The organism is Kitasatospora sp. NPDC127121 (assembly GCF_042677305.1).
GTDB lineage: Bacteria > Actinomycetota > Actinomycetes > Streptomycetales > Streptomycetaceae > Kitasatospora.
The window spans coordinates 30,969-51,336 of sequence record NZ_JBHXTQ010000063.1 but is presented as its reverse complement, the minus strand read 5'-3'; the positions used below and the strand labels follow the sequence as shown (position 1 = coordinate 51,336).

Here is a 20,368-nt window from a genome sequence, read left to right as displayed (position 1 = left end):
CGATGGTACTGCAGGGGGGACCCTGTGGGAGAGTAGGACGCCGCCGAACAATCATTCACAGAGAACCCCCATCCGGGAAACCGGATGGGGGTTCTCTGCATTTCCGGGGCACACGACGCGGCCGTCACCGTGCCCCGCGCCGGCCTGTCAGATGGTGTCCTTGACCTTGATCTGGCCGCTGTCGATGACGAAGTTCTGGTTGCCGAAGCCGGGGCTCTGACACTGCCAGATCTTGACCCGGTCGCCGTTGTTGCGGGAGCCGCCCACGTCCAGGCACATGGTGTTGGTGGCCACGCGGGGCGCGGCGACGGCAGCCGTGGGCGCCGTCAGGGCGATCAGGCCGGCGGCGGCCAGGGCAGCGAGCGCGGTGGTGGAACGGGACATGATGTACCTCCGCAGGTGCACCGACGGGTGTCGGCTCTCGGTGGGGTGGTCGGACCTGGGCAGGCCTGCCGGAAGGTGTAGCCGGCAGGTCCTGCCTGGTATGGGCAAGGTTCGCAGCGGTCAGTTGCGACACGCCCGGGCACGAACCACAGTCATTCCATAGGGCGACATATGGTTTGAAACCCGGTCACCACTTGGGCAGAGACCGGAGCGCGGCGGCTGAGCGATCCTTCATGGGTGCCGTGGCACTGCGACGGCCGTAACGGAACGTCAGGCCTTCGGTCTGCTCGGTGAAGGTCCGGCGCGGGCGCGCCGGGGTCGAAGCCAAGGCGCGGACGGGGTGGTGTGCGCCGTGCCGGGGCGTGGTTACGCCGCTTCGGGCCGGCGGGTGTCCAGCCAGGCGCGGTAGCGGCGCAGGGCCTTGCGCTGCTGGAGCTGTTCGACGAGCAGGGCCACGGCCGGGCGGGTGCCGGGAGCGGGAGCCCGGCCGGAGGCGAGCGCCTTGTCGGACCAGGTCACCGGGCGCAGGGCACGGTTGGCCGGTGAGCCGCCCCAGGCATCGGTGCGGGTGTTCACCAGCGGGGAGAGGAACTGGGAGAGCAGCCACCTGACCGGGCCCAACGGCGCGGCGCCGGCTCAGGTGAGTTCCAGGGACTTTCCGATCGGGAACCAGTACAGTGTCGTGGCCACCTTGCTCATGTCCACGTCGTGGTCGACATCCGCCAACGTGCCGGAGATCGTCTGCCCCTGGCGGACGAGGAAGCTCATCGGGTGGCGCTGGCCGGAGGTGCCGGACTGGCGCAGGATCGGCGCGTCAACCCAGTATTCGTAGCCGCCGACCGTCAGGTAGAGACGAGCGGGAAGGCCGACGTTGTTGTCCTTGCCCGTATGGTCCTCGATGAGCAGCATGACCGTGAGAAGTCCGTCCGTAGGGGCGGTCTTACTGAATGACGCTGCCTTCGGGTAGAAGTACATGTAGTGGTTGGCAAGCATGTCCGTCACCGCTGTGACGGACAGCGAGTGGTTGATGGTCGCCCCTCCGTCGGCCGTGAGGCTGCCCTTGACCGTCACGGCGCTGTTCGCGGTGAGGTTGCCCGCGACCGTTGCGGTGCCGCCGGCGGTGAGTCCGCCGGTGGTGGAGAGGTCCTTGCCGAACGTGCCGGTGCCGGTGGCGCTGAGGTTGCCGTCGACGGTGAGGGCGCTGGTGACATGGGCGCCGTACAGGGTCACGGGCTTGGTGCGGTCGCCGCCGTACACGGTCCCTGCGACGTGGATCTCACCGCCGACCTCCAGCGTCTGCGCGCAGTGCAGGCCCTGGACGTTGCTCTGCCCGGACACCTGGGCGTCCCCGTTCACCGTCAGGGTGCCGAGCTCCAGGTCGGGCTTGTCCACGGTGACGTTGGTGTGCAGGTAGTGGGTGACGGTGTGGCCGTCGGTGGTGAGGCTGGCGCGCAGGTGGAAGGTGGCGTCGCGGGTGAGTGTCGGGGAGGTCCAGGTGCGGGTGTTGGTGACGTCGTAGGACTTGTTCTCGTGGAGCATGGTGTAGGCGGCGCCGTGGGAGGCGGTCCAGGTCAGGGTGACGGTGTTGCCGTTGGTCACGGTGGTGTGGCCGTCGTCGAGGAACGCGGGTGTCAGGTCGCTGAACTGGAAGCCCGGGAAGCACTTGCCGAGTTGGAACTCGGCCGTTCCCTTGGAGGTGTCGCCCTCGTCGTCCTGGGTCCTCTCCAGGATGTCGAGGGTGGTGACGCCGATCTCGCCGTTGACGGCGATGTCGGTGAGCTCGAACAGCACGGCCTTGTCGGTGACTTCGACGTAGCCCTGGTCCCCGGTGGGCATGGCGAGGAAGGTGCCGTCCTCCCCGTTGGTGAAGGACCAGTCGGTGCCGGGGGTCACCGTGGCGTGGATCTGGTCCAGGTGTTCCGTGAGGGCGCCGGCGCCGGTGCCTGCGAGGAGGGTGAACTTGACGGAGACGACGCGGACCGGGTCGGGGCCGGGGTTGGCGGCGGTGACGGAGATCGTGGCCGGGGTGAACGTGGTGTCCGCCGGGGTGATCTCCAGGGGCGAAGGTGCGGTGGTGACGAGGTAGTTCAGGGCGGTGGAGGCGCTGGCTCCGGCGCGGACGAACACTGCTGCTCCTGGGTCGGTGGTGCGTGGATCGGTGGTGTGTGGGTCGGTGGTCACTTCTCGTCGGCGACCGCGCCGCGCAGGCGCAGGCGGCCGGTGCGGGCGCTGAGGGGGGCGGTCGGGGTCGGGATGTGGCCGGGGGTGCCGGCGGGTGCCAGCGGGTTGTCCTGCCAGCCGGTGGTGGTGGGTTCGGCCCAGCTCCAGTTGCCGTGGCGGGCCGGGGGGCGGGGCAGGACCCAGCCGGTGGCGGGGCTGCCGTCGGCGCCGGTGACGCCCTGCGGGGTGGTCAGGACCGGGCTGAGGCGGAAGGAGACCTCCATCCGGGAGAGCGCGGTGCTGACGAACTCGGCGGGCACGGTGAAGACGGAGACCGGCAGGATGTCGCTGACCGCGTGGACGGCGCCCCGGGGGTCGGCGAGCAGGGTGAGGTACTGCGGGGTGCCGGCGGTGGTGAGCGGGAACCCGGTGCCGATGCCGGCCAGGTAGGACGGGGCGTCCGACGGCAGGTGGACGGTGTGCAGGGTGGTGTAGTCGTCGCCGCTGGTGTAGCCGATCAGGCCGTCGGCGAGGTTCTCCAGGGCGCCGAGCCGCACGCCCCACCGGTAGTCCAGGGAGACCGGCCGGGGCGCGGTGCTGCTCGGGTCGAGGACGTACTGCCACTGTTCCCAGCTGGGGTCCATGACCGGCGGTCCGTCGAGTTCGAGGGCCAGCCGGGTGCGCAGCAGGGCCAGGGGCCGCCCGGCGAGCACGGTCATGGTGGCGTCGTCCCAGCCGCCGAGCGGGTTGACGGTGTAGAGGGTCTCGTCGACGGCCTTCAGGGTGGCGGCCAGGGCCGACGGGCCGGCGTCGCGCAGGCCGGTCAGGAAGGAGGCCAGGTGCGGGAGTTCGGGGGCGAGGCTGTCGAGGGTGGGGTAGCTGGAGCCCGGTGCCGGGTCCCAGACGACCTGCTGCTGGCCGCCGTCGGTGTAGACCGTCCGGCACTGGCCGAGCGCGCCGCCGTCGGGGTCGAAGGCGGCGAGGGCGGCGTCCAGGTGGTTGGGCAGCAGCCAGCCGCAGACGGGGTTGACGCCCGCGTGCAGGTCGAGCACCTGGCTGTCGTCGGTGGCGCTGACGGCGTCGAAGCGGAGCCGGGCTCCTTGCAGGAGGCGGGGGCGCAGTTCGGCGTAGCGGTAGGGGAACTCCGGCAGGATCGTCGCGCCGTCGTCCGGGCGCACGCTGTCGGCCAGCACCAGGTGCTTCTTGTCGTTGTCGGTGGAGCTGCCGCTGCCCTGCGGGTTGATGGGGTCGGTGACCTGGCCGAACTGGTCGACGACGGCGATCCGGTTGAAGTAGAACTGGCCGGCGCGCAGGTGCGGGAAGTCCGAGGCGGGCCACTTGCCGTTGCGGGAGGGCAGGGCGCCGGGGACGGGGGTGCTCTGGTACTGGGAGCCGATCAGGGTGGCCAGGCCCTTGACGTCGTCGGGGTGGGCGGCGAGGGCCGGGTCGCGCAGGGTGATGCGCGGGGTGAGTCCGTCGAGGGCCTGGCTGAGCAGGTCCCAGCCGGCCACCTGGTCGGCGAGTTGCTGGAGCTCGTCCTGGGGCGCGTCGGGGTGGGTGGCGCGGTACTGCTTGATCTGGGCGGCGAGGTTGAAGGTGGCGTGCGGGGTGAGGTAGATCCGCCCCGTGTAGGACTGGTAGACGGGCGGGTCGGCCGGGCCGGTCGTCGTCCAGTGGTAGCGGGTGCCGTCGAACTGCCAGCAGTCGCCGTCGGAGGTGTCGTGCGGGATGGGGTAGTAGGACAGCTCGTAGAGCAGGTAGAGCGGCTTCCAGGGCTGGCGCCAGCTGCTGGTGCCGAGGGCGGGGAGGGTGCCGGTGACCCGCTGGTCGGGGTGGGCCACGGCGTCGGCGAGGGTGCCGGCGGCCTGGGCCTGGTCGAGCAGCCAGAACTCGCCGAGCAGGGTGGCGAGGGTGGTGGCCTCGGGCAGGTGGGTCAGGGCCGGCCCGGGCACGGTGGCCGGGGCGGGGGCGGGGCCGCTGCCCAGGTCGATGCGGGTGAGCAGTTGGTCCGGGGTGCGGCAGGGCAGTGCGGCGGTGAGGTCGGCCGGGGTCGGTGTCTTGATCCCGTTCAGCAGCACCACCGGGTCCTGCGCGTGGTGGAACTCGCCCAGCGGGGAGCGCTTGAGCGTGCAGGTCGCGGGGTCCGCGCCGTGTGCGGTCAGGTAGGCCTGGGCGGCGGTGGCGAGGTCCTCGTCGGTGGCGCCCCAGGGGATCGGCTGCTGGTGCCCGGAGCGGGGGTCGCGGCGGGCGGCGATGTCGGCGGCCAGTGCCGTGACCCGGGCGGCGAGGCTGTCCTGCTCGCTGGGCTTCAGGGTGGCGGGCAGCGTGTCGGTGTAGGCGTCGGGGACGTCGTCGAGGCGGTTGAGCCACCAGGCGCCGTACAACTTCCACTGGGTGTCGGCCAGTTGGCGCACCTGGGCGTCGTGGGCGGCCTGGTCGGTGTTGAGCTGGGCGCAGAGTTCGGCGCCGGCGGTGCCGTCCACCAGGTCCCAGGTGTAGCCGCCGTGGGTGGAGCCGAACCAGGCGCGGTGGATGGACTGGTCGACGGATTCGGTGCCCGCGTCGTCCAGGCCGTCGAGCAGGCCGTGTGCCAGCGCCTCCAGCCGGGCGGCGTCGTCGGCGTCGGTGCCCTTGGCCACCAGCAGGGCGGTGAGCGCGTCGACGGAGCTGTTGCCCACGGCGACGTCCACGTCCACGCCCTGGGGGCGGTCCGAGGCGGGCACGCTGCCCTTCCGGTCCCAACTCAGGCCCAGCACCTGACCGGTGTAGAGGGTGCGGTCGGTGGGCGGGGTGTCGGTGGCGGGGTCGGCGGCCAGGGCCCAGCCGAGGTCGGCCAGGCTGGTCGCCTCGTGCAGCGGGTCGGCGCCGGGTGCGGAGTACCAGCCGGTGACGAGGTAGCTGAGGGTGTCCTGGTCCGCGACGCCCGTGAGGTCGTCGTGCAGGGAGAGCACGTTCTCGTTGAAGGGCTGGAAGGCGGAGAAGGTGAGCAGGCCCGGTCCGGCGGCGGTGACGTACGGGTCCTGGGTGCCGCTCTCGCCCGGCCAGTCGGCGGCGGCGGTGCGCCGTCCGATGTGGACGCTCCTGGCGGTGCCGGGGCGCAGGTAGGGGGTGGTGCCGGTGGCGGTGTCGCCGTCGGCGGGCAGCCAGTCGCTCTCGATCACCCAGGAGTGGGCGGTGCGGTCGGCGGCCGGACCGCTGTAGCGGACGACGAGCCATCGGTTGGGTACCAGCGGGAAGGTGGTGTCGCCGGTGTCCGGGTCGTGCGCGCCGTTGCGCAGGGCCTGGGGCAGCTGCCACTGGAGGTAGACGCCGCCCGCGGTGGTGTCGTTGTCCCAGTGCGCGGCCTGGTTGTTGTCGAAGGGCCCGCCCTCGGGCGGGAGGTTCTGCGCCAGCAGGTTGAAGTTGGCCTGCCAGCGGATGAACGGCACGCTGGAGCGGACCTCGTCGTTGACCGCCAGGGCGTCGACCTGGACCGGGACGATCAGCGGTCCCTTGTCGTCGTTCGGCATGGTGCTCGCTTTCGTCAGGATCGCTGGAGGGTCATCGCTGGAAGGTCATCTGCTGGGCTGCCTTGACCATCTGGATCGCCCAGCCGGCCGAGCTGAGGCCGTTCTCCTGGGCGTGGTCGCCGAGGGCGGCGGTGATGGCGTCGCCGATCCGGGTGACGTCCAGGACCCGGGTGTCCGGGTTCAGGTAGCCGCTGACCTGCGGCAGCTCGACGCCCGGCAGCGTGGTGCCGATGTCGTCGCCCTTGAGGTTGCGCAGGTGCAGGACGTCGCCGTCCTGGATGCCGAAGTGCAGGCCCTGGGGCGGTTCCGCCACCACGAGCCGGTCCACGATGCCGTCGGCCAGCACCAGCAGCACGTCCTCGCCCAGCGTGTCGGCGCGCAGCACCGTCAGTTCGTCCTCGCCGGCGTACAGGTGCATGCGCAGGGCGGGCCAGCCGGGCACCAGGCAGGAGCGGACGAGGAAGCCCGAGATGCGGGCGGGCAGGTCGGTGAGGGCGTCGTGCAGCAGCGTGCTGAGGTCGCTGTCCAGGCTGCCGGCGATGCCGATGCTCAGCGCCCCGTCGACGAGCGCCGTCTGCCAGGCCCGGTCGACGTAGCAGAAGCGCAGGCTCTCGTTGGGCAGCAGCTCCTGGCGGGGCACGAGCTGTTCCAGGGGCACCGGGTGGAGCAGGGCGAGGCGGTCCAGCCAGTCCAGCACCGGGTTCGCGGCGTCGGCGGTCGCCGCCCGCAGTGCCTCGCGTGCCTCGGGCCGGGCCAGCTGGCCGCGCAGCCACGGCGCGGCGGCCTGGAGGGGCGCCGCCGGTCGCGCCTGGGCCAGCCGCCGGCCGGCGGCGGCCTGGTCCAGCGGGCTCGCCAGCGCGGTGGTGAGGGTGTGGGCGAGGCCGCCCAGGGCGCTCGCCTCGAACGCCTGCCGGGCCGGGCGGGCGCCGATCGCCGCGGGTGCGCCCAGGGGGTCGGTCGCGGCCCGGGTGCCGGCGAGGCTGCCGCTGCCGGCCCGGGCGCGCGCGGCGAGCATCCGGCCCGCGCCGGCCCGGGCCACCGTGCGCCAGGCCATCAGCGCGGGCGGGAACTGCGGGTCCGCGAGCGCGAGGGAGCGGCCCAGGGTCCACGCGGCGGCGTAGCTGACGTCGAAGAGGCCGTGCTCCTCCAGGTACACCAGCCGGGCGTCCGCGTTCGCGCTGTGCTCCACGGTCTGCGGGAGCGGCTGGGTGGGCAGCGGGGTGAGCGGGCCCCGGTACCAGGCGTAGCTCTGCTCGCCCGAGTCGAGCTGGTGGGCCAGTGGCGTGTAGCCCTGGGTGAGCCGGTCGCCGGCCTCGCCGGTGGCGCCGTTCGGCGGCAGCCGCAGCCCCAGCGCGGCGGCGTCCTGGCTGCCGGGTGCGGCCAGGTTCTCGACGAGGGTGCCGAAGTGCGCCCCGGAGTCCGGCAGGGAGCGGAACGACCAGGACCGCAGCGAGACCAGGCGCAGCGGCGCGCTCGCCACCGTGCTGCCGTCGAGGTACGCGGCGAAGCCCTCCAGGGAGACCAGGTGGGCCGTGTACTGGCCGCCGGTGGTGGTGGGGAAGCGGTTGCCCACGACCACCGCGTGCAGGCCCTCGTAGGACGGGTCGTCGCGCAGGGTGTGCCACCAGCGGGGCGGGGTGGCGCGGTGGACGCCGCGCAGCGAGCGGGCCCGGGTGCGGTCGCTGCGTGAGCGCGCCCCGCTGGGCTCGTCCTCGCCGCGCCGCAGGTGGACGAGCCGGCCCAGCTCCCCGGTGCGCGGGGCGATCGCGGCGAACAGCTTCGGGGGGACGTCGATCGTTCGGCACTCGGTGGCCTGGTCCGGCTGTTCGACGTCGGTCAGCGCGGGGGCGATGGCCTCGGTGGCGGGGGTGGCCAGCAGGTCGGCGACGGTCGTCGTCTCGGTGCGGCCGGTGGCGGACGGGTCGCCCGGCAGCTCGCCCTCGGCGAAGAGGAGCACCGCCAGCCACGGTACGGCCGGCTGTCCGGGGGTGGGCGGCGCCCCCGTGAGGGTGCGTTCCCAGGGCAGTGGCGGAGTGTCCAGGGTGATGTGCGGCAGCAGCTGGTCGAAGGTGCCGGTGGCGCCGTCGGTGGGGTACACCCCGTGCACCGCGCCGTCGGGCAGCGCGAACCGCGCGGCCTGTACCTCAAGGGTGCGCACCACTGGCGTGGCGAAGTAGTCGCCGGTGTCCAGGCCGTCGATGGCGTGCCCGGTGGTGATCTGGTAGGTCCCCGCCTCCAGGGCCGGGACGAGGCTGTCGTGGAACTCCAGGCCGCTGGCGGTTCCGGAATCTTGACTGAGCATCAGGTGGTCACTTTCCGGTCGGGACGAGAAGCGGCTCGGCGGCCAGGTCGCCGCGGGCGAGGTCGGCGTAGCCGCTCAGCGGGCAGGCGGGGTCGAGCAGGTACCCGAGCCCGCCGAGCTGGGCGCGCAGGGCCTCGCGCTTCGTGGCGGTCGAGGGGGCGGCGATGCCGGTGTCGGCGGAGGTGATGGCCGCCACGGTCTGCGCGCTCGTCTGCGCCACGGGGCCGACCGCGGCCGCTCCCGCGTCCAGGGGCAGGGCGCCCTGGGGCAGCAGCGGGTCGAGGTCGAGGACGCCGGGTGCGACCGTCAGCTGTCCGTTGAAGGCCGGTGCCGGGACGGTGACCGTCAGGCCGGTCAGCCGGCCGGGCAGCAGCCCGGTGCCGTTCAGCGAGCTCTCGCCCGGGCCCCACAGCGACTGCGGCACGTTGGAGCGCACCGGCTCGACGCTCCAGGTGGAGTGGTCGACCTCCTGGCCGTCCTTGGTGATCGTGACGCTGTGGGTGGACGTCAGGTCGCCCTGCTGCATCGGGCGGATGTGCAGCGGGTCCTCGTCCGGGGTCACGGCGGCGCCGCCGAAGAGCACCTTGCTGGCCGGCACGGCCGAGGAGGTGACGAAGCTGAACCCGTGGGTGGAGGCGTACCAGGGGCCGGTGTCCGTTCCGTCGTCGCCCACCCGGGCGAGGGACGAGGGAGCGGTGGGCTTCCAGGACAGCCCGGCGACCGGATTGGCCTGCACGGCCTGCTGTTTGGGCGGCAGCTGGGACTGGAAGTCGGTCCAGGGGACGGGCGGCAGGTGGTCCGGGCGGCTCTTGCCGAAGCCGATGTGGAAGCTGATGAACCACAGGTGGACGGTGGCGTTGCCGCCGATGGGCGGGCCCCACAGCTCCACGTCCACGCCGAGTTCCAGGCTGATCGTGATGTGGACGAACCAGACGTGGAGGGAGAACCGCACCCCGATGCTGACGCCCATGGCGACGTCGAAGAAGAACGGCGACCACTGGATCAGCGCGTCCAGGTGCGCGGTGAACCAGGCCCGCAGCGGACCGGTGTCGAAGACCAGCGCCAGCGCGCCGCCCAGCATCGCCGCGTGCGGGGTGATGGCCGCGTACGCCTGAGCGGTCAGGGTGAGGGTGTTGCTGATCGACCACTTGATCCCCAGCCGGGGTACGGCGGGGTAGTGGCCGGGCTTGACGAACGCCGGGTGGTAGCCGCCGACGGAGACCACGAAGTCCCCGGCGTGCGGGCTCGGGGGCACCCAGACGCAGAGCGCGAGGCCGCCGGTGGGCTTGCAGTTCTTGTCCAGGATGTAGGACTTGTCGGTCAGTTGGGCCGTCAGGGAGAGCAGGCCCTCGCTCTGCCGGTACAGCGCCTCGGCCGCGATCTGGATCCGTGCCACCTTCGGATCCTTGCCCGCCTTCTGCTCGGCCGCCGTCAGCTTGGGGAAGTCGAACTCCCCGAGCCCCAGCAGCGCGATCACCAGGGACTCGCCGAACTCGACCAGTGCCATGGAACGGAAGTCGGCCAGCTCGAACATCGTCCAGTGCAGGCCCGCCGCGACCCAGATCTCGCCGTCCTTGGGCGCGACCCAGGGTTTGAGCCCGCCTGTCAGCGTGTCCAGCACCTTCATCGGGGTCGAGTCGGCGCCGCCGGTCAGGTTGAGCAGGGGGAAGGTGTCCACCTCGGTCAGCGCCGGGACGCGGACCTCGCTGTGGTAGCCGAAGCCCAGGGAGACGTCCTTGACCCGGAAGGGCGGCGGGCCGAAGCCGGCCTCCGGGTTGGTGCCGGTGCCGAGTTGGCCGAAGAGGAAGAGCGAGAGCGTGCCGTCCGCCTTGCGCGCGTAGGAGCCGGCGATCCCGACGCTGATGACCGGCGCCGTCAGCATGCCGTCGCCGTCGTACCGCACCGGCCAGTCCGGAGTCGGGTTCGTGCGCAGCGCGCCGCCCAGCGCGATCGGGTCCGCCTTCGCGCTGATGCCCAGGCCCTTGAGCACGGGGGTTGCCTTGCCGGGGTCGGCCAGCGGAATGCTGACCCCGAAGCCGCTCGCCTCGAACGTCAGGGCGTGGGCGTTGATGCTGAAGTCCGCGGTGACCTGGATCGTGCCCTTGGCGTAGCCGAGGTTGAGCTTGCCCAGCCGGAACGGGCCGCTGGACTCCGCCTTCGCCGGCTGGTCGGCCTTGCCGCTGGGACCCTTGTCCTGCGGCAGGGCGGTCCAGGTGCGCGAGGCCTCGCCGAGCCGGACCTTCACGGCCTCCCGGGGCGTGCCGCCGAGGTCGTAGGCCAGGGACGCCGTGACCCCGCTGTCCAGCGGTCCGGCCGGCAGCTCGGGCGCGTTCCCCGCGGGGAAGTCGGCCTTGACCGCCTTGAGGGCCTTGTTGAGGTCCGCCACCTCGGTGTCGTCCAGCCCCTCCGTGATGAACAGCAGGGCCACGTGCTGCATCACCAGGTCGTTGGCCGGCGGCACCAGTGCCTTGATGATCGGCAGCCCGGACAGCGACAGCTTGACGGCCGCCTGCACCACGCCGAGGTAGCGCCTGCCCGCGTCGCCCCGGTCCTGGATCAGCAGCGCCCAGGCCACGCTGGAGGCCGGGGCTCCGCCGCTCAGGGCGGCGCTCCCGGACAGCACCAGGGTCTTCGTGCCCTGGACGTAGCGGAGCCAGACGTCGGTGAGGTTGAAGCCCAGGTCCGCGGGCAGGGCGCAGCCGAAGGACTGCGTGACGTCCGGCAGCTCGCCGCCGCCGGCGCCGTCCGGCACCAACGGGCCGTCGCCGTCGACCGGCAGGCGGTAGGCGGCGCCGTTGAGCGTGCAGCCCAGGACGGCGCCGACGTCGCCGCTGCGCAGGACGAACCTGGGCTGGGTGAAGCCGAACTTGGACAGGTAGGTGAAGTCCTCGGTCGCTGCCGCCGTGGTGAAGGTCCAGAGACTCAGGGTGAACGCGATGTCGAAGCCGACGAGTTGCTTGCCGTCGGCGTCGGCCGTGAAGGCCACCGTGACCGGCAGGCCGGTCGCTGCCCCCAGCGCGGCGGTGCCGTGGACCGTCAGGGCGTTGCTGTCGGTGGTCGCCTTGCCGACCTTCAGCGAATCGCCGAGGTGGCGCGAGACCAGATCGGCCGCCCCGAGTTCCTCACCGGTGATCTCGAACGTCTTGCCCTGGCTGCCTGCCAGCCGCTGCCGTAGTTCGTCGATGCTCAGTGTCATCAGCCGGTCGGCCTCCCGCCCTGGTTGTGTTCCATCCGGTCCCGGCCCCCCGGCCTGCCCGACCCCCCGGCCTGCCCGACCGGCCGGGCGTCCCCGTCATTGGCCCATTTCGGTTCGGGGCATGACAATTGAGCCCCCCTGGACCAGCCAGGGCGACAACGGCCGTGCGTACCAGGGGCCTTGACTCGCCAGGACCGGTGAGTGCACGTCCGACACGGGACTGTCGCAGCGTATCCGAGGCGTGCGCGGATAGTGACGGAACGATCCGATCTTGGCCGATACGCATCGCCTACGGCCGAGTCCGACAGGTGTCGTCGAGCTTCCCGCCGCCCTAGGTCCTGCCCGCCCCCGCGGCCCGGAAGGCGGGATAGTGCGGCAGCGGAGCTACATCCCACTCCCGGGCGGCCTTGCGCAGCAGTTGTCGCACGGTCTGCGCGAACGCCGGGAACTCCCCGAGCGTGCTCGCCACGTGCCAGCGGTGCCTGAGGACCTGGCGCCTGGTCGCCACGGGTCGACGTGTCCTGTGCATCGGTCCGTCCTCCACCGTCTGCGGCAGCAGGCGCACGGTTGCGTTCACCGTCCAGACCGCGACGGCCTGCCGCATCCCGGCCTGCCACACCGCGTCCTCGGCCAACGCCGGGTACACCGCGACGACCTCCGCCCGGTAAGCCTCCTCGACCTTCCGGGCGATCCCCGCCGGCAGGACGAAGACGCACCAGCAGGTGGAGAACGGCGTTCTGCAGTACGTGGCCGTCAGGAACACCGACTGGTAGCAAGCGGCTTCGAAGTCGAGCAGCCGCAGCCCCTGCGGCGTGAGCAGGTTGTTGTCAGGGCAGGTGTCGCCCGGGGTGAACGCCGGATACTCCTCCCCGCCCGCCGTTCCCATGCGAGCGAGTTCCTCGCACAGCCCGGCGGGAGCCGCGACACCGACCGCGTCGAGCACCCCGGGCAGGGCAGCCACACCCCGCGCGATCCACGGCTCGTCATCCCAGGCGGTCATCCCCGTGCCGTACCGGGCCCACAACTGCCTGAACTCGACTCGCCGATGCACCGACTTCGCAGCCAGCCGCCCAAGCGCGCGCGCCCAGGCCACCAGGCCTTCCCCGGCGGCCTTCGCGTCGCTTCCCAGCAGCACGTCCGCCAGCGTCGGTGAATCACCGAGGTCCGCCATGACCAGCAGCGGGACCTTCGGGTCCACCCCCAGCACCTCGGGGCCGGCAAGACCGAACGAGAGCCCGGCCGCCTCCGCGGCAAAGCAGCGCCGGGCCTCCGGCTCGTCGGTGTAGGCCTTGACGATCACGCTCTCCCCGGAACCGGTCCGGCAGCGCAGCACCGTGCTGCGCCGGCTTCCGCCCAAGTCGACGGGCTCGGACAGCTCCGTGTCCAACAGCTCTGCAGCGGCACGCAATATCCCATCCACCCGGGCATCCTGCCACCATGGCCGACCAACAGCTCGATACACCCCTCGGTACGGAAACATGACCGAACGTCAGCGCGTGATCGCCCGAGTCGTCGTTCGAGCCAACCCCCCGGCCGGACGGGCCGGTCAGGGCAGGAAGTGGTCGTGCCGGCCGTAGAGTTCCGCCCAATCCGCCTCGCTCATCGGACGTCTTTCGGCCGCGATCTCCGAGATTTCCTCGAAGAACGATTCACGTGGCACGCCCGGCACGAAGAGCATCAGCATCGAGGCCGGCTCGTGGGACTCGTTGCGGAAGCCGTGCACAGCGCCCTCCGGCACGTGCAGGAAGTCACCCGCCTCGGCGTCGATCCACCGTTCACCGTCGTACAGGCGCATGATCCCGGACAGGACGAAGAACGACTCGGACATGGTCCGGTGGAAGTGTGGAGCGGGGCCTGTCGGCCGAGGCCCCATGTCCAATCGGTACAGGCCGAACGTCTTGTTCGCGGAGGGCGTGTCGACCAGGTAGTGGACTCTTGTGCCCCCCGCGCCGATCAACACGTCCGGCGTGGCGGCGCCGAATCGGAGATTTGCCGTATTCTCGCCCGATTCGCCCCAGTAGTGAGCTATTGGGTAGGACATGGCGGATTTCCCTTTCGAGGCATCGCGTGATTGGTCGGTGGTGGTCCGTCCCCTCGGTGTCGAAGCGACGTGTAGCCGGCCGGCTGCCGAGGGTGCCGGACAGGGCGGCGGCGCTCGGCCCGGCGGCGCCGATCACGGCCGAAGCACCCTGCGCGGCGTGGGCCTGGCGGTTCCACCGGCTCTTCGCAGCCCAAGATGACCTAGACGTCCGCAGGCCCACAGGTCCACGGTGCGCCGAGGCGGCCGTCGGCGCACCCGCAGCGGCCTGGCGATGGCCCCCGCTACGGGGGCGGGGCCTGTGCGGGCACTGGAGGACCTGCGCGCCGAGAAGTCCTGGCGGGCTGTTCCGAGCGGTGGGTCGGCACCCCGCTGCGTGTGACTCCCGGGGACCACCCTCCTCGGACCGGAATACCGGTGGATCCCCTCCACCTCGCGGCTCGCTGCTACTGTGGGCCCAGAATCAACGGAATGCGCGAAAAATCGCTCCTGAATGGTGTTTCTGAGCGGCGCCCTCGCGGTGTTTGTTCCCTTCGCGGAACCCCAGTGCTTCCTTCGTGACCACAACGAAGGCAGAAGACTGTGCACCAGCACCGTGTCATCATCGCCGGCGCCGGACTCGGCGGCCTCACCCTCGCCCACGGGCTGCGCGCCCGCGGCTTCGACGTCGCCGTGTACGAGCGGGACCCGCACCCGGACGCGAGGTCGCAGGGCTACCGCGTCCAGCTCGACGAACCCGGGCTCGCGGGCCTGGAACGCTGCCTGCCGGAGCACCTCTTCCGGCTGGGCCTGGCGACCGCGGCCTCGCCGCCCGCCCGGGTCTCCGTCCGCGACCGCCACCTGGGCACGCTCGCGGACCGGCCCACCGCGCCGGGCCCCGACCCCGCCGGCGGCACGGCCCGCCCATACCGCCCGTACCGCTCGTACGCGTTCAACCGGCCGACGCTGCGCCAGATCCTGCTCTCCGGCCTGGCGGACACCGTGCGCTACGGCGCGGAACTGCTGAGCTGGGAGAGGGAGCAGGACGGAACGGTCACCGCGCGGTTCGCCGACGGCCGCAGCGCGAGCGCCGACCTCCTGGTCGGTGCCGATGGGGTCGGATCGGTGGTACGCCGACAGCTGCTGCCGCACGCCCGGGTCGAGGACGCCGGACTGCGCCTGATCTACGGCAGGATCCCGCTGGATGCGCTGGATGCGCCGGATGCGCCGGATGCGCCGGATGCGCCGGATGCGCCGGATACCGGGGTTGGAGGGGCCGGAGGGGCGGAGGCGGCCGCGCTGCCGCCGTGGGTGTTCGACAGCATCTTCACCGTGGTGACCGGTGGGCCGGGAAGTCCGCACGTCGGGTTCGGGCCCGTGCGGTTCGCCCGCCCTCCCGGCGCCGCCGGCCCGGCACACACACCGCCCGTCCCCCTCACCCCCGTCGGCGACTACGTCGCCTGCCTGGTGGGAGCGCCGGCGGACCACCCCGCCATGCCCTCGTTCGAGGCGCTGCGCGGTCTCGACGGCCCCGCCCTGCGCGAGCTGGCCGGACGCCTGGTGGGCGACGACTGGCACCCCGACGTGCACCGCCTCCTGGACCGCTGGGAGACCGACTCGCTGTTCCCGCTGCGCATCTCCACGGCGAGCCCCGTACCGCCGTGGGAGCCGGGCCCCGTCACCCTGCTCGGGGACGCGATCCACGCCATGAGTCCGGTGCTGGCGATGGGCGCGAACACCGCGATCCGCGACGCCGCCGAGCTGACGCGGACCCTGGCTGGGGCCGCGGCCTCCGGCGCGCCGCTGGTGGACGGCGTACGGGACTACGAGCTCCGGATGCGGGAGTACGCCTTCTCCGTCGTGGCCGCCTCCCGGCGAACCGGCCGACAGCGGGTCGGACAGAGCTGACGGCCGGGAGGGGCGAGTCCTGGTCCTGGATTGCGGTCCACCCGTGGTGACGGCTCGTCAGGAACGGGCTGCCGAGCCGGTCACCCGGGTGGTCGCCGGGGCAGGTCGAGGCGGACGAGGTGCTGGTCGGTGCCGCCGTCGGGCCGGTGCACGGTGCGGTAGGCGTACGGGACGGTGCTGGCGGGGAAGGTGACGATGCCTTCCTCCACGACGGGCCGCTGGTCGGCGATGGCCCGCAGCCGGGCATCGGTGTCGGCCGGCAGCTGCGGCTCGGGCGGGCGGCGGTGGCGGCCGGCCATCCTCAGGCGGTCGGTTGCGACGGGGCCGGGCGGCCCGACCGGCCGGTTTTGCTCTGGCCGGTTTCGCTGCGCCCGGGCTGGTTCACGAGGTCCTCCTCGCGGGCTGGCCGGCCCCGTCGGCCCTGTCGGCCAGCAGCGGCAGGTAGTGCTGAAGGTAGGGCGGGACCTTGAGGTCGAGCACCTCGGCCAGGGGGATCATGCGGACGGCCAGGCCCTCGTCGCCGAGCTGGAGGTCCGCCTCCGGGCCGTCCCAGGCGGCGTGCAGGACGCGGGTGAGCGGGGAGACCAGCTCGTGGTGCGGGCCGGGCAGGATCCGGAGCCCCGTGATCTCGATGCCGGCTTCCTCGCGGACCTCGCGCGCCGCGTTCTCCTGCGGGGTCTCGACGCCCTCGCGCCAGCCGCCGATGGGGGTCCAGTAGCCCGGCCAGGCGATGCCCGGCTTGTCGTCGCGGTGGTGCATCAGCAGCCGGCCGTGCCGGTCGGTGACGAGGACCATGATTCCTTCGAACTCGTCGGCCGGGGAGGGGCGTTCCAGGTACAGCGGCGTGCCGCAGCGGTGGGCGCGCAGCACTTGGAGGAGCCGCTGGTAGCGGTCCGGTGGCATCAGGTCGCACCAGTCGTGGGCGGTCTCGAAGCGCCACTCGGTGTGCTCGGCCGGGTCGAGCCGGATGCGGGCCTGCTGCTCCGGGGTCAGGACGCCGCCGTCGAAGACGTATCCGCACACCGGCACCGGGTACTCCGTGCCGGCCTGCTCGTGGACGACCGCGACCAGCCGCCGCCGGGCGATCACCTCGGGGTTCTCCGCGGCGAGGTCGAGGCCGAGTTCCTCCTGGGCCTCGCGCAGCGCCGTGCCGAACGGGGTCTCGCCGTGTTCGACGTTGCCGCCGGGGAGGCTCCACACGGCCGGGTTGATGGTCGAGCGCATCCCGAGGACGCGGCCGTCCGGGTCGGTGACCAGGAAGCACCCGTAGACCGTGGGCCGCGCGACGGTGGTGAGGTAGCCGCCGACCGGCCGCCAGCCCGGGATGGCCAGGCGACGGGTGAGCCACCTGATCACCTCGCGCTCTCCGTCACCGGTCTGCGGCAGCTGGTCGGGACGGGCCCACTGCTGGTCGTCGTGCTCGGCCGACAGGGTGACCGGGGTGCCGTCCGGCACGACGGCGGTGAACACGAACTGCCGTACCCGCCGGCCGTTCGGGTCGGTGAGGTCCAGGCTCCGCGCGTACTCCAGCGGCAGCCCGGCGAGCCCGGTCTGCTCGGCCAGTTCCCGGGCCGCGCCCGCCTCGATCCCCTCGCCGCTCTCCCGGCCGCCGATCCCCTCGCCGTCCTCCCGGCCGCCGCCCGGGTACTCCCACATGCCGGGGAGGGCGTCGTGCGCGGCCCGGCGGATCATCAGGACCCGGCCGGAGGCGTCGCGGACCACCACGCCGACGCCGATCCGCTCGATGTCCTCGCGGGCGGCCAGTGCGGTCAGCACCTTGAAATCGATCACTGCGCGGACTCCTCGTTCCCTCGGGCCGACGGGGCTGCTGAGCGGGGGCGCCGGGACGCTCCTCCTGCCGGCGCGCCGGGGCGGGCCGAATCAGCATCAGGGCAGCCGAGTTGGGGCGGCCGTGTGGTCGGCAGGGGACAGATGATGGCGCTGTTCGAACGCGGGGTTCAAGCAGGCCACCTCCGGGCGCGCCCGGGGCGAACGGGGAGTTTTCGAGCACCGCGCCGCCGTGTCGGGTACGCCCTCCAGCCGGTCGCGAACGGCCGGTCGGCAGGGTGGCGGAGCCCAGCGCACGGGCGGCGAGAGCCTGTTCGAGCGCGGTCGTCAGGCGGGCTTCGAGCCTGCTGCCGACGCCCGCGTGGGCGGCGAGGCCGCGCGGGGAGCAGTCGCCGCCGGCTTCACTCGTTCGGCTGGCCGGGCGGTCCAGGAGGTTTCCGCCGGCGGCCCGCCGACGGGTTCCTGGGCGTTCATAGCACGATCTTGTTCATGTTCACATTTTGGCGCTGATCTCGCCGCCGGTGCTGAGCACCATGTACACGCCGTTGGCGACGGCTCCGGCGTCTTGCTGGTTCGCCTCCAGCGTGCCGTTCACCGCGCCGTCGTTGCCGAGGATCTGCGCGCGGTAGTGGAGTTCGCCGATCTTCGTGACCTTGGCCGTCCAGCCGCCCGCGAGCTTGAACGTGCCCGGCCCCTGGTGCCCGCCGCCCATCCAGGAGTGGGCCGTGCCGTCCAGCGAGAGCACGATGAACATGTCGTTGAAGTCGACCCCGGCGTCGGAGTCGTGCGTCTCCAACGTGCCGTACTCCGTACCGTTGTTGACGATCTTCGCGGTGTAGTTCTGGTTGCCGGTCGCGCGGATCTCGGCCGTGCTGCCGTCCACCAGCTTCTGGGTGCGGACCGGGGACGTCCCCTTGGGCGGGGCAGCCGGCGGCGTGGTGGTGGTGTGGCGCGCGGTGGGCGTGGCGGCCGGAGCGGCGGTGCCGGGAGCGGGCGCGGGAGGCGCGGCCGGAGTGCTGGCCGGCGCGGCGGCGTCGGGCGTGGTGGGAGCGCTGGGCGCGGCGGCCGGCGGGATGGTGCCCTGCGCGCTGGGCGTGGTGGGCGCGGCGGCCGGAGCGGCGGTGCCGGGCGCGGGGGACGGGCTGGAGCAAGCTGTCGCGGTGGACACCAGCAGAGCGGCCGCCAGGGCGGAGCCGGCCAGCGTACGGACGGCGGACGAGCGACGGTTCGTTAAGGTCGACATGCGGTGCTCCTGAGCGAAGTACGGGTGAGGAACAGCTCGTTGCCCGTGGCCTCTCCTGCGGGGACCAGGAGCAACGTGGCTGCGTACAGGAACGAAGTTAGTGTGAGCAGTCGACGAAACAGACCCTGCTATGTCACCAGACTGCTACGCCCTCCCCGTGCCCTCACCTGCACCGCAGGCCGGCGCGCCACGGGACCGAAGCGGAAGGGTCGGTTTCGGCCAGTTGTGCTGTTCATGTATACACGCATTCACATCTTCGGAATGCTGGCCGCACATGCTGTGTCGGATCTACGACAAGGAGAAGGTCATGCGTCGAATCGCAGCCATCGGCACCGGGGCGGCACTGCTCATGGGAGCGGGGCTGATCGCCGCGCCGTCAGCCTCGGCGATCTCCTACTGCGTCACCAACCAGGGCCAGAACTGGGGCTCCGTCAACTGCCAGACCAGCGCCCCGAAGAACCACTGGCAACTCGTCCTGATCTGTGAAAGCGACAGCGTCAAGGGCATCCGGCAGACGATCAACGGTCGCTGGCACACCGGCGACGGCTCCGACACCCTGTACTGTTCCACGGGCTACAGCGCCGCCCTCACCAACGTCAACAGCGACAACTGACTGATGGGGATGCGTGCCTGAGCGGTTTCCCGGGCGATCAGCGATCGCGGGCCGGCGCGTCGCGCAATCCCTCCTCGAAGGCCGAGTACGGGTACTGGTCGGTACCGGATCCGGGCATTTCGAGCTTCTTGAGCTGCCCGCCGACGACGTGGGACACCAGCGGCACGGGCAAGGCGTCCGGCCAGAGGCCGGTCCGCTTGCCCTCGGAGAGGACGCGGCGGAACGCGCCGGTGGATCCCCGCAGGCTGCGGCCGTTCGCCTTCAACTCCTCTGCGGCGCACTCGCCGTCGCCTTCGACGACCTGAAGCAGGATCTGCTGCGCCCGGGGCGGCAGGCGGTCGTAGTAGGAGCGGGCCCGCTCCGGTGTCCAGCGATCGTCGGGCAGCGCGGTCACGACGGCGTCCGGCATGGTGGCGAAGGCGAGCAGCTTCTCCAGCGCCTCGGGGGTCGGATTCTCCACGGTGATCGTGATCCTCATGGTGCAACACCCTTGCAGCCCCGGATCCTGAACACAAATAACCGCAGTAGATGTGTCGCAGACACGAAGGTCCCTTCGAGTTGTCGAAGGGACCTTCAGTGCGGTTGCGGGGCTGCTCCGCGACGCTTCACGCGTGTCGAGCAGGGCCGGTGACCTCCCAGGCCGCCTCGATCATCCGGAAGATCTCGTCCACCGCGGCCTCCGGATCGGCCGCCTCACGGGCCAGCGCATAGGCGTCGATCGTGAACCTCGCGATCGCCCGGCAGGCCGTCGTGGTCTGCGGCAGGCCGAGGTCGGTGGCGATGGCCGTTGCCAGCGAGTCCGCGTGGCGCAGCCTCATCGAATCCTCGTACTCCCGCAGGGCGGGGGATTCCTCGATCATGCGCCAGATCGGGGCGGCGGCGTCCGCCGTGCAATGGTGCACCAGGGCGTGGATCTCGCGGCGCAGCGCGGGGATGAGCGGCTCGTGCGGCGCCCGGGCGGTGGCCGCCTGGGTGAGGCGCTGCTCGAAGTCGTCGTCCCGCTCGAACACCAGGGCCTCTTTCGAGGCGAAGTGGGAGAAGAGCGTGGTGACGGCCACGTCGGCTTCGGCGGCCACGTCCCGGATTCCCACCGCGTCGTACCCGCGCTCCAGGAAGAGCCGCAGGGCGGTGTCGGCGATCTTCTGGCGGGTCGCGGCCTTCTTGCGTTCGCGGCGTCCGGGCGGCACGGTCATGACCTCACGCTAGCAGATACGAAGGTGGAACAGTTCCGAAATGCTAACCGTTAGT

General features: G+C 72.0%; 15 protein-coding genes. 2 read left to right on the top strand and 13 right to left on the bottom strand.

Translation table 11 applies throughout. From position 1 onward, the window contains the following. Positions 1-147: 147 nt before the first annotated feature. The 8 genes from ACFVHI_RS26940 to ACFVHI_RS26905 form a co-directional block, all read right to left on the bottom strand. Positions 148-384 (bottom strand): hypothetical protein, encoded by a 237-nt coding sequence (locus tag ACFVHI_RS26940; protein ID WP_380343568.1) that lies wholly within the window; start codon positions 382-384, stop codon positions 148-150. A gap of 366 nt (positions 385-750) precedes the next feature. Beyond that, entirely contained in the window at positions 751-1,005 is a 255-nt protein-coding gene (locus tag ACFVHI_RS26935; RefSeq protein ID WP_380343566.1) for a hypothetical protein, read from the bottom strand. A 15-nt stretch (positions 1,006-1,020) separates the two neighbouring features. Beyond that, positions 1,021-2,511 (bottom strand): hypothetical protein, encoded by a 1,491-nt coding sequence (locus ACFVHI_RS26930; RefSeq protein ID WP_380343563.1) that lies wholly within the window; start codon positions 2,509-2,511, stop codon positions 1,021-1,023. Positions 2,512-2,561: 50 nt separating this feature from the next. After that, positions 2,562-6,053: a hypothetical protein gene (locus tag ACFVHI_RS26925; protein ID WP_380343560.1), complete on the bottom strand. Its 3,492-nt coding sequence runs from the start codon at positions 6,051-6,053 to the stop codon at positions 2,562-2,564. Positions 6,054-6,084: 31 nt separating this feature from the next. After that, on the bottom strand, positions 6,085-8,355 hold the full coding sequence (locus ACFVHI_RS26920; RefSeq protein ID WP_380343558.1) for a hypothetical protein: 2,271 nt from the start codon (positions 8,353-8,355) through the stop codon (positions 6,085-6,087). A gap of 7 nt (positions 8,356-8,362) precedes the next feature. Beyond that, positions 8,363-11,551 carry a DUF6603 domain-containing protein gene (locus ACFVHI_RS26915; RefSeq protein WP_380343555.1) on the bottom strand — a complete coding sequence of 1,063 codons (3,189 nt, stop codon included), beginning with the start codon at positions 11,549-11,551 and terminating at the stop codon, positions 8,363-8,365. Between the two features lie 331 nt (positions 11,552-11,882). Continuing rightward, positions 11,883-12,938, bottom strand: coding sequence for a hypothetical protein (locus tag ACFVHI_RS26910; protein WP_380343553.1), 1,056 nt, complete (start codon positions 12,936-12,938; stop codon positions 11,883-11,885). 159 nt (positions 12,939-13,097) lie between these two features. Next, positions 13,098-13,592: a cupin domain-containing protein gene (locus tag ACFVHI_RS26905; RefSeq protein ID WP_063352331.1), complete on the bottom strand. Its 495-nt coding sequence runs from the start codon at positions 13,590-13,592 to the stop codon at positions 13,098-13,100. 579 nt (positions 13,593-14,171) lie between these two features. Between ACFVHI_RS26905 and ACFVHI_RS26900 the strand changes: the two genes are divergently transcribed. Beyond that, positions 14,172-15,476 carry an FAD-dependent oxidoreductase gene (locus ACFVHI_RS26900; RefSeq protein WP_380343550.1) on the top strand — a complete coding sequence of 435 codons (1,305 nt, stop codon included), beginning with the start codon at positions 14,172-14,174 and terminating at the stop codon, positions 15,474-15,476. 80 nt (positions 15,477-15,556) lie between these two features. Here the strand turns inward: ACFVHI_RS26900 and ACFVHI_RS26895 are convergent, their stop codons facing one another. The 3 genes from ACFVHI_RS26895 to ACFVHI_RS26885 all read right to left on the bottom strand — a co-directional run bounded on the left by ACFVHI_RS26895 (position 15,557) and on the right by ACFVHI_RS26885 (position 18,507). Then, entirely contained in the window at positions 15,557-15,775 is a 219-nt protein-coding gene (locus tag ACFVHI_RS26895) for a hypothetical protein (protein ID WP_063352329.1), read from the bottom strand. An 82-nt stretch (positions 15,776-15,857) separates the two neighbouring features. Continuing rightward, positions 15,858-17,267 (bottom strand): NUDIX domain-containing protein, encoded by a 1,410-nt coding sequence (locus tag ACFVHI_RS26890; protein ID WP_380343547.1) that lies wholly within the window; start codon positions 17,265-17,267, stop codon positions 15,858-15,860. Positions 17,268-17,757: 490 nt separating this feature from the next. Further along, positions 17,758-18,507 (bottom strand): hypothetical protein, encoded by a 750-nt coding sequence (locus ACFVHI_RS26885; RefSeq protein WP_380343545.1) that lies wholly within the window; start codon positions 18,505-18,507, stop codon positions 17,758-17,760. A 307-nt stretch (positions 18,508-18,814) separates the two neighbouring features. Between ACFVHI_RS26885 and ACFVHI_RS26880 the strand changes: the two genes are divergently transcribed. After that, positions 18,815-19,120 (top strand): hypothetical protein, encoded by a 306-nt coding sequence (locus ACFVHI_RS26880; protein ID WP_159398696.1) that lies wholly within the window; start codon positions 18,815-18,817, stop codon positions 19,118-19,120. 37 nt (positions 19,121-19,157) lie between these two features. On the opposite strand, the gene ACFVHI_RS26875 is transcribed toward ACFVHI_RS26880, so the two are convergent. Then, positions 19,158-19,598, bottom strand: coding sequence for a hypothetical protein (locus ACFVHI_RS26875; RefSeq protein WP_063352326.1), 441 nt, complete (start codon positions 19,596-19,598; stop codon positions 19,158-19,160). Between the two features lie 127 nt (positions 19,599-19,725). Further along, entirely contained in the window at positions 19,726-20,313 is a 588-nt protein-coding gene (locus ACFVHI_RS26870; RefSeq protein ID WP_380343541.1) for a TetR/AcrR family transcriptional regulator, read from the bottom strand. Between the last annotated feature and the right edge of the window lie 55 nt (positions 20,314-20,368).

What these genes read in the sequence shown, in the direction of transcription:
- ACFVHI_RS26880 (WP_159398696.1), top strand. Translation starts at nt 18,815, where the DNA reads ATGCGTCGAATCGCAGCCATCGGCACCGGGGCGGCACTGCTCATGGGA.
- ACFVHI_RS26940 (WP_380343568.1), bottom strand. Translation starts at nt 384, where the DNA reads ATGTCCCGTTCCACCACCGCGCTCGCTGCCCTGGCCGCCGCCGGCCTG.
- ACFVHI_RS26925 (WP_380343560.1), bottom strand. Translation starts at nt 6,053, where the DNA reads ATGCCGAACGACGACAAGGGACCGCTGATCGTCCCGGTCCAGGTCGAC.
- ACFVHI_RS26885 (WP_380343545.1), bottom strand. Translation starts at nt 18,507, where the DNA reads ATGTCGACCTTAACGAACCGTCGCTCGTCCGCCGTCCGTACGCTGGCC.
- ACFVHI_RS26920 (WP_380343558.1), bottom strand. Translation starts at nt 8,355, where the DNA reads ATGCTCAGTCAAGATTCCGGAACCGCCAGCGGCCTGGAGTTCCACGAC.
- ACFVHI_RS26870 (WP_380343541.1), bottom strand. Translation starts at nt 20,313, where the DNA reads ATGACCGTGCCGCCCGGACGCCGCGAACGCAAGAAGGCCGCGACCCGC.
- ACFVHI_RS26875 (WP_063352326.1), bottom strand. Translation starts at nt 19,598, where the DNA reads ATGAGGATCACGATCACCGTGGAGAATCCGACCCCCGAGGCGCTGGAG.
- ACFVHI_RS26915 (WP_380343555.1), bottom strand. Translation starts at nt 11,551, where the DNA reads ATGACACTGAGCATCGACGAACTACGGCAGCGGCTGGCAGGCAGCCAG.
- ACFVHI_RS26895 (WP_063352329.1), bottom strand. Translation starts at nt 15,775, where the DNA reads ATGGCCGGCCGCCACCGCCGCCCGCCCGAGCCGCAGCTGCCGGCCGAC.
- ACFVHI_RS26905 (WP_063352331.1), bottom strand. Translation starts at nt 13,592, where the DNA reads ATGTCCTACCCAATAGCTCACTACTGGGGCGAATCGGGCGAGAATACG.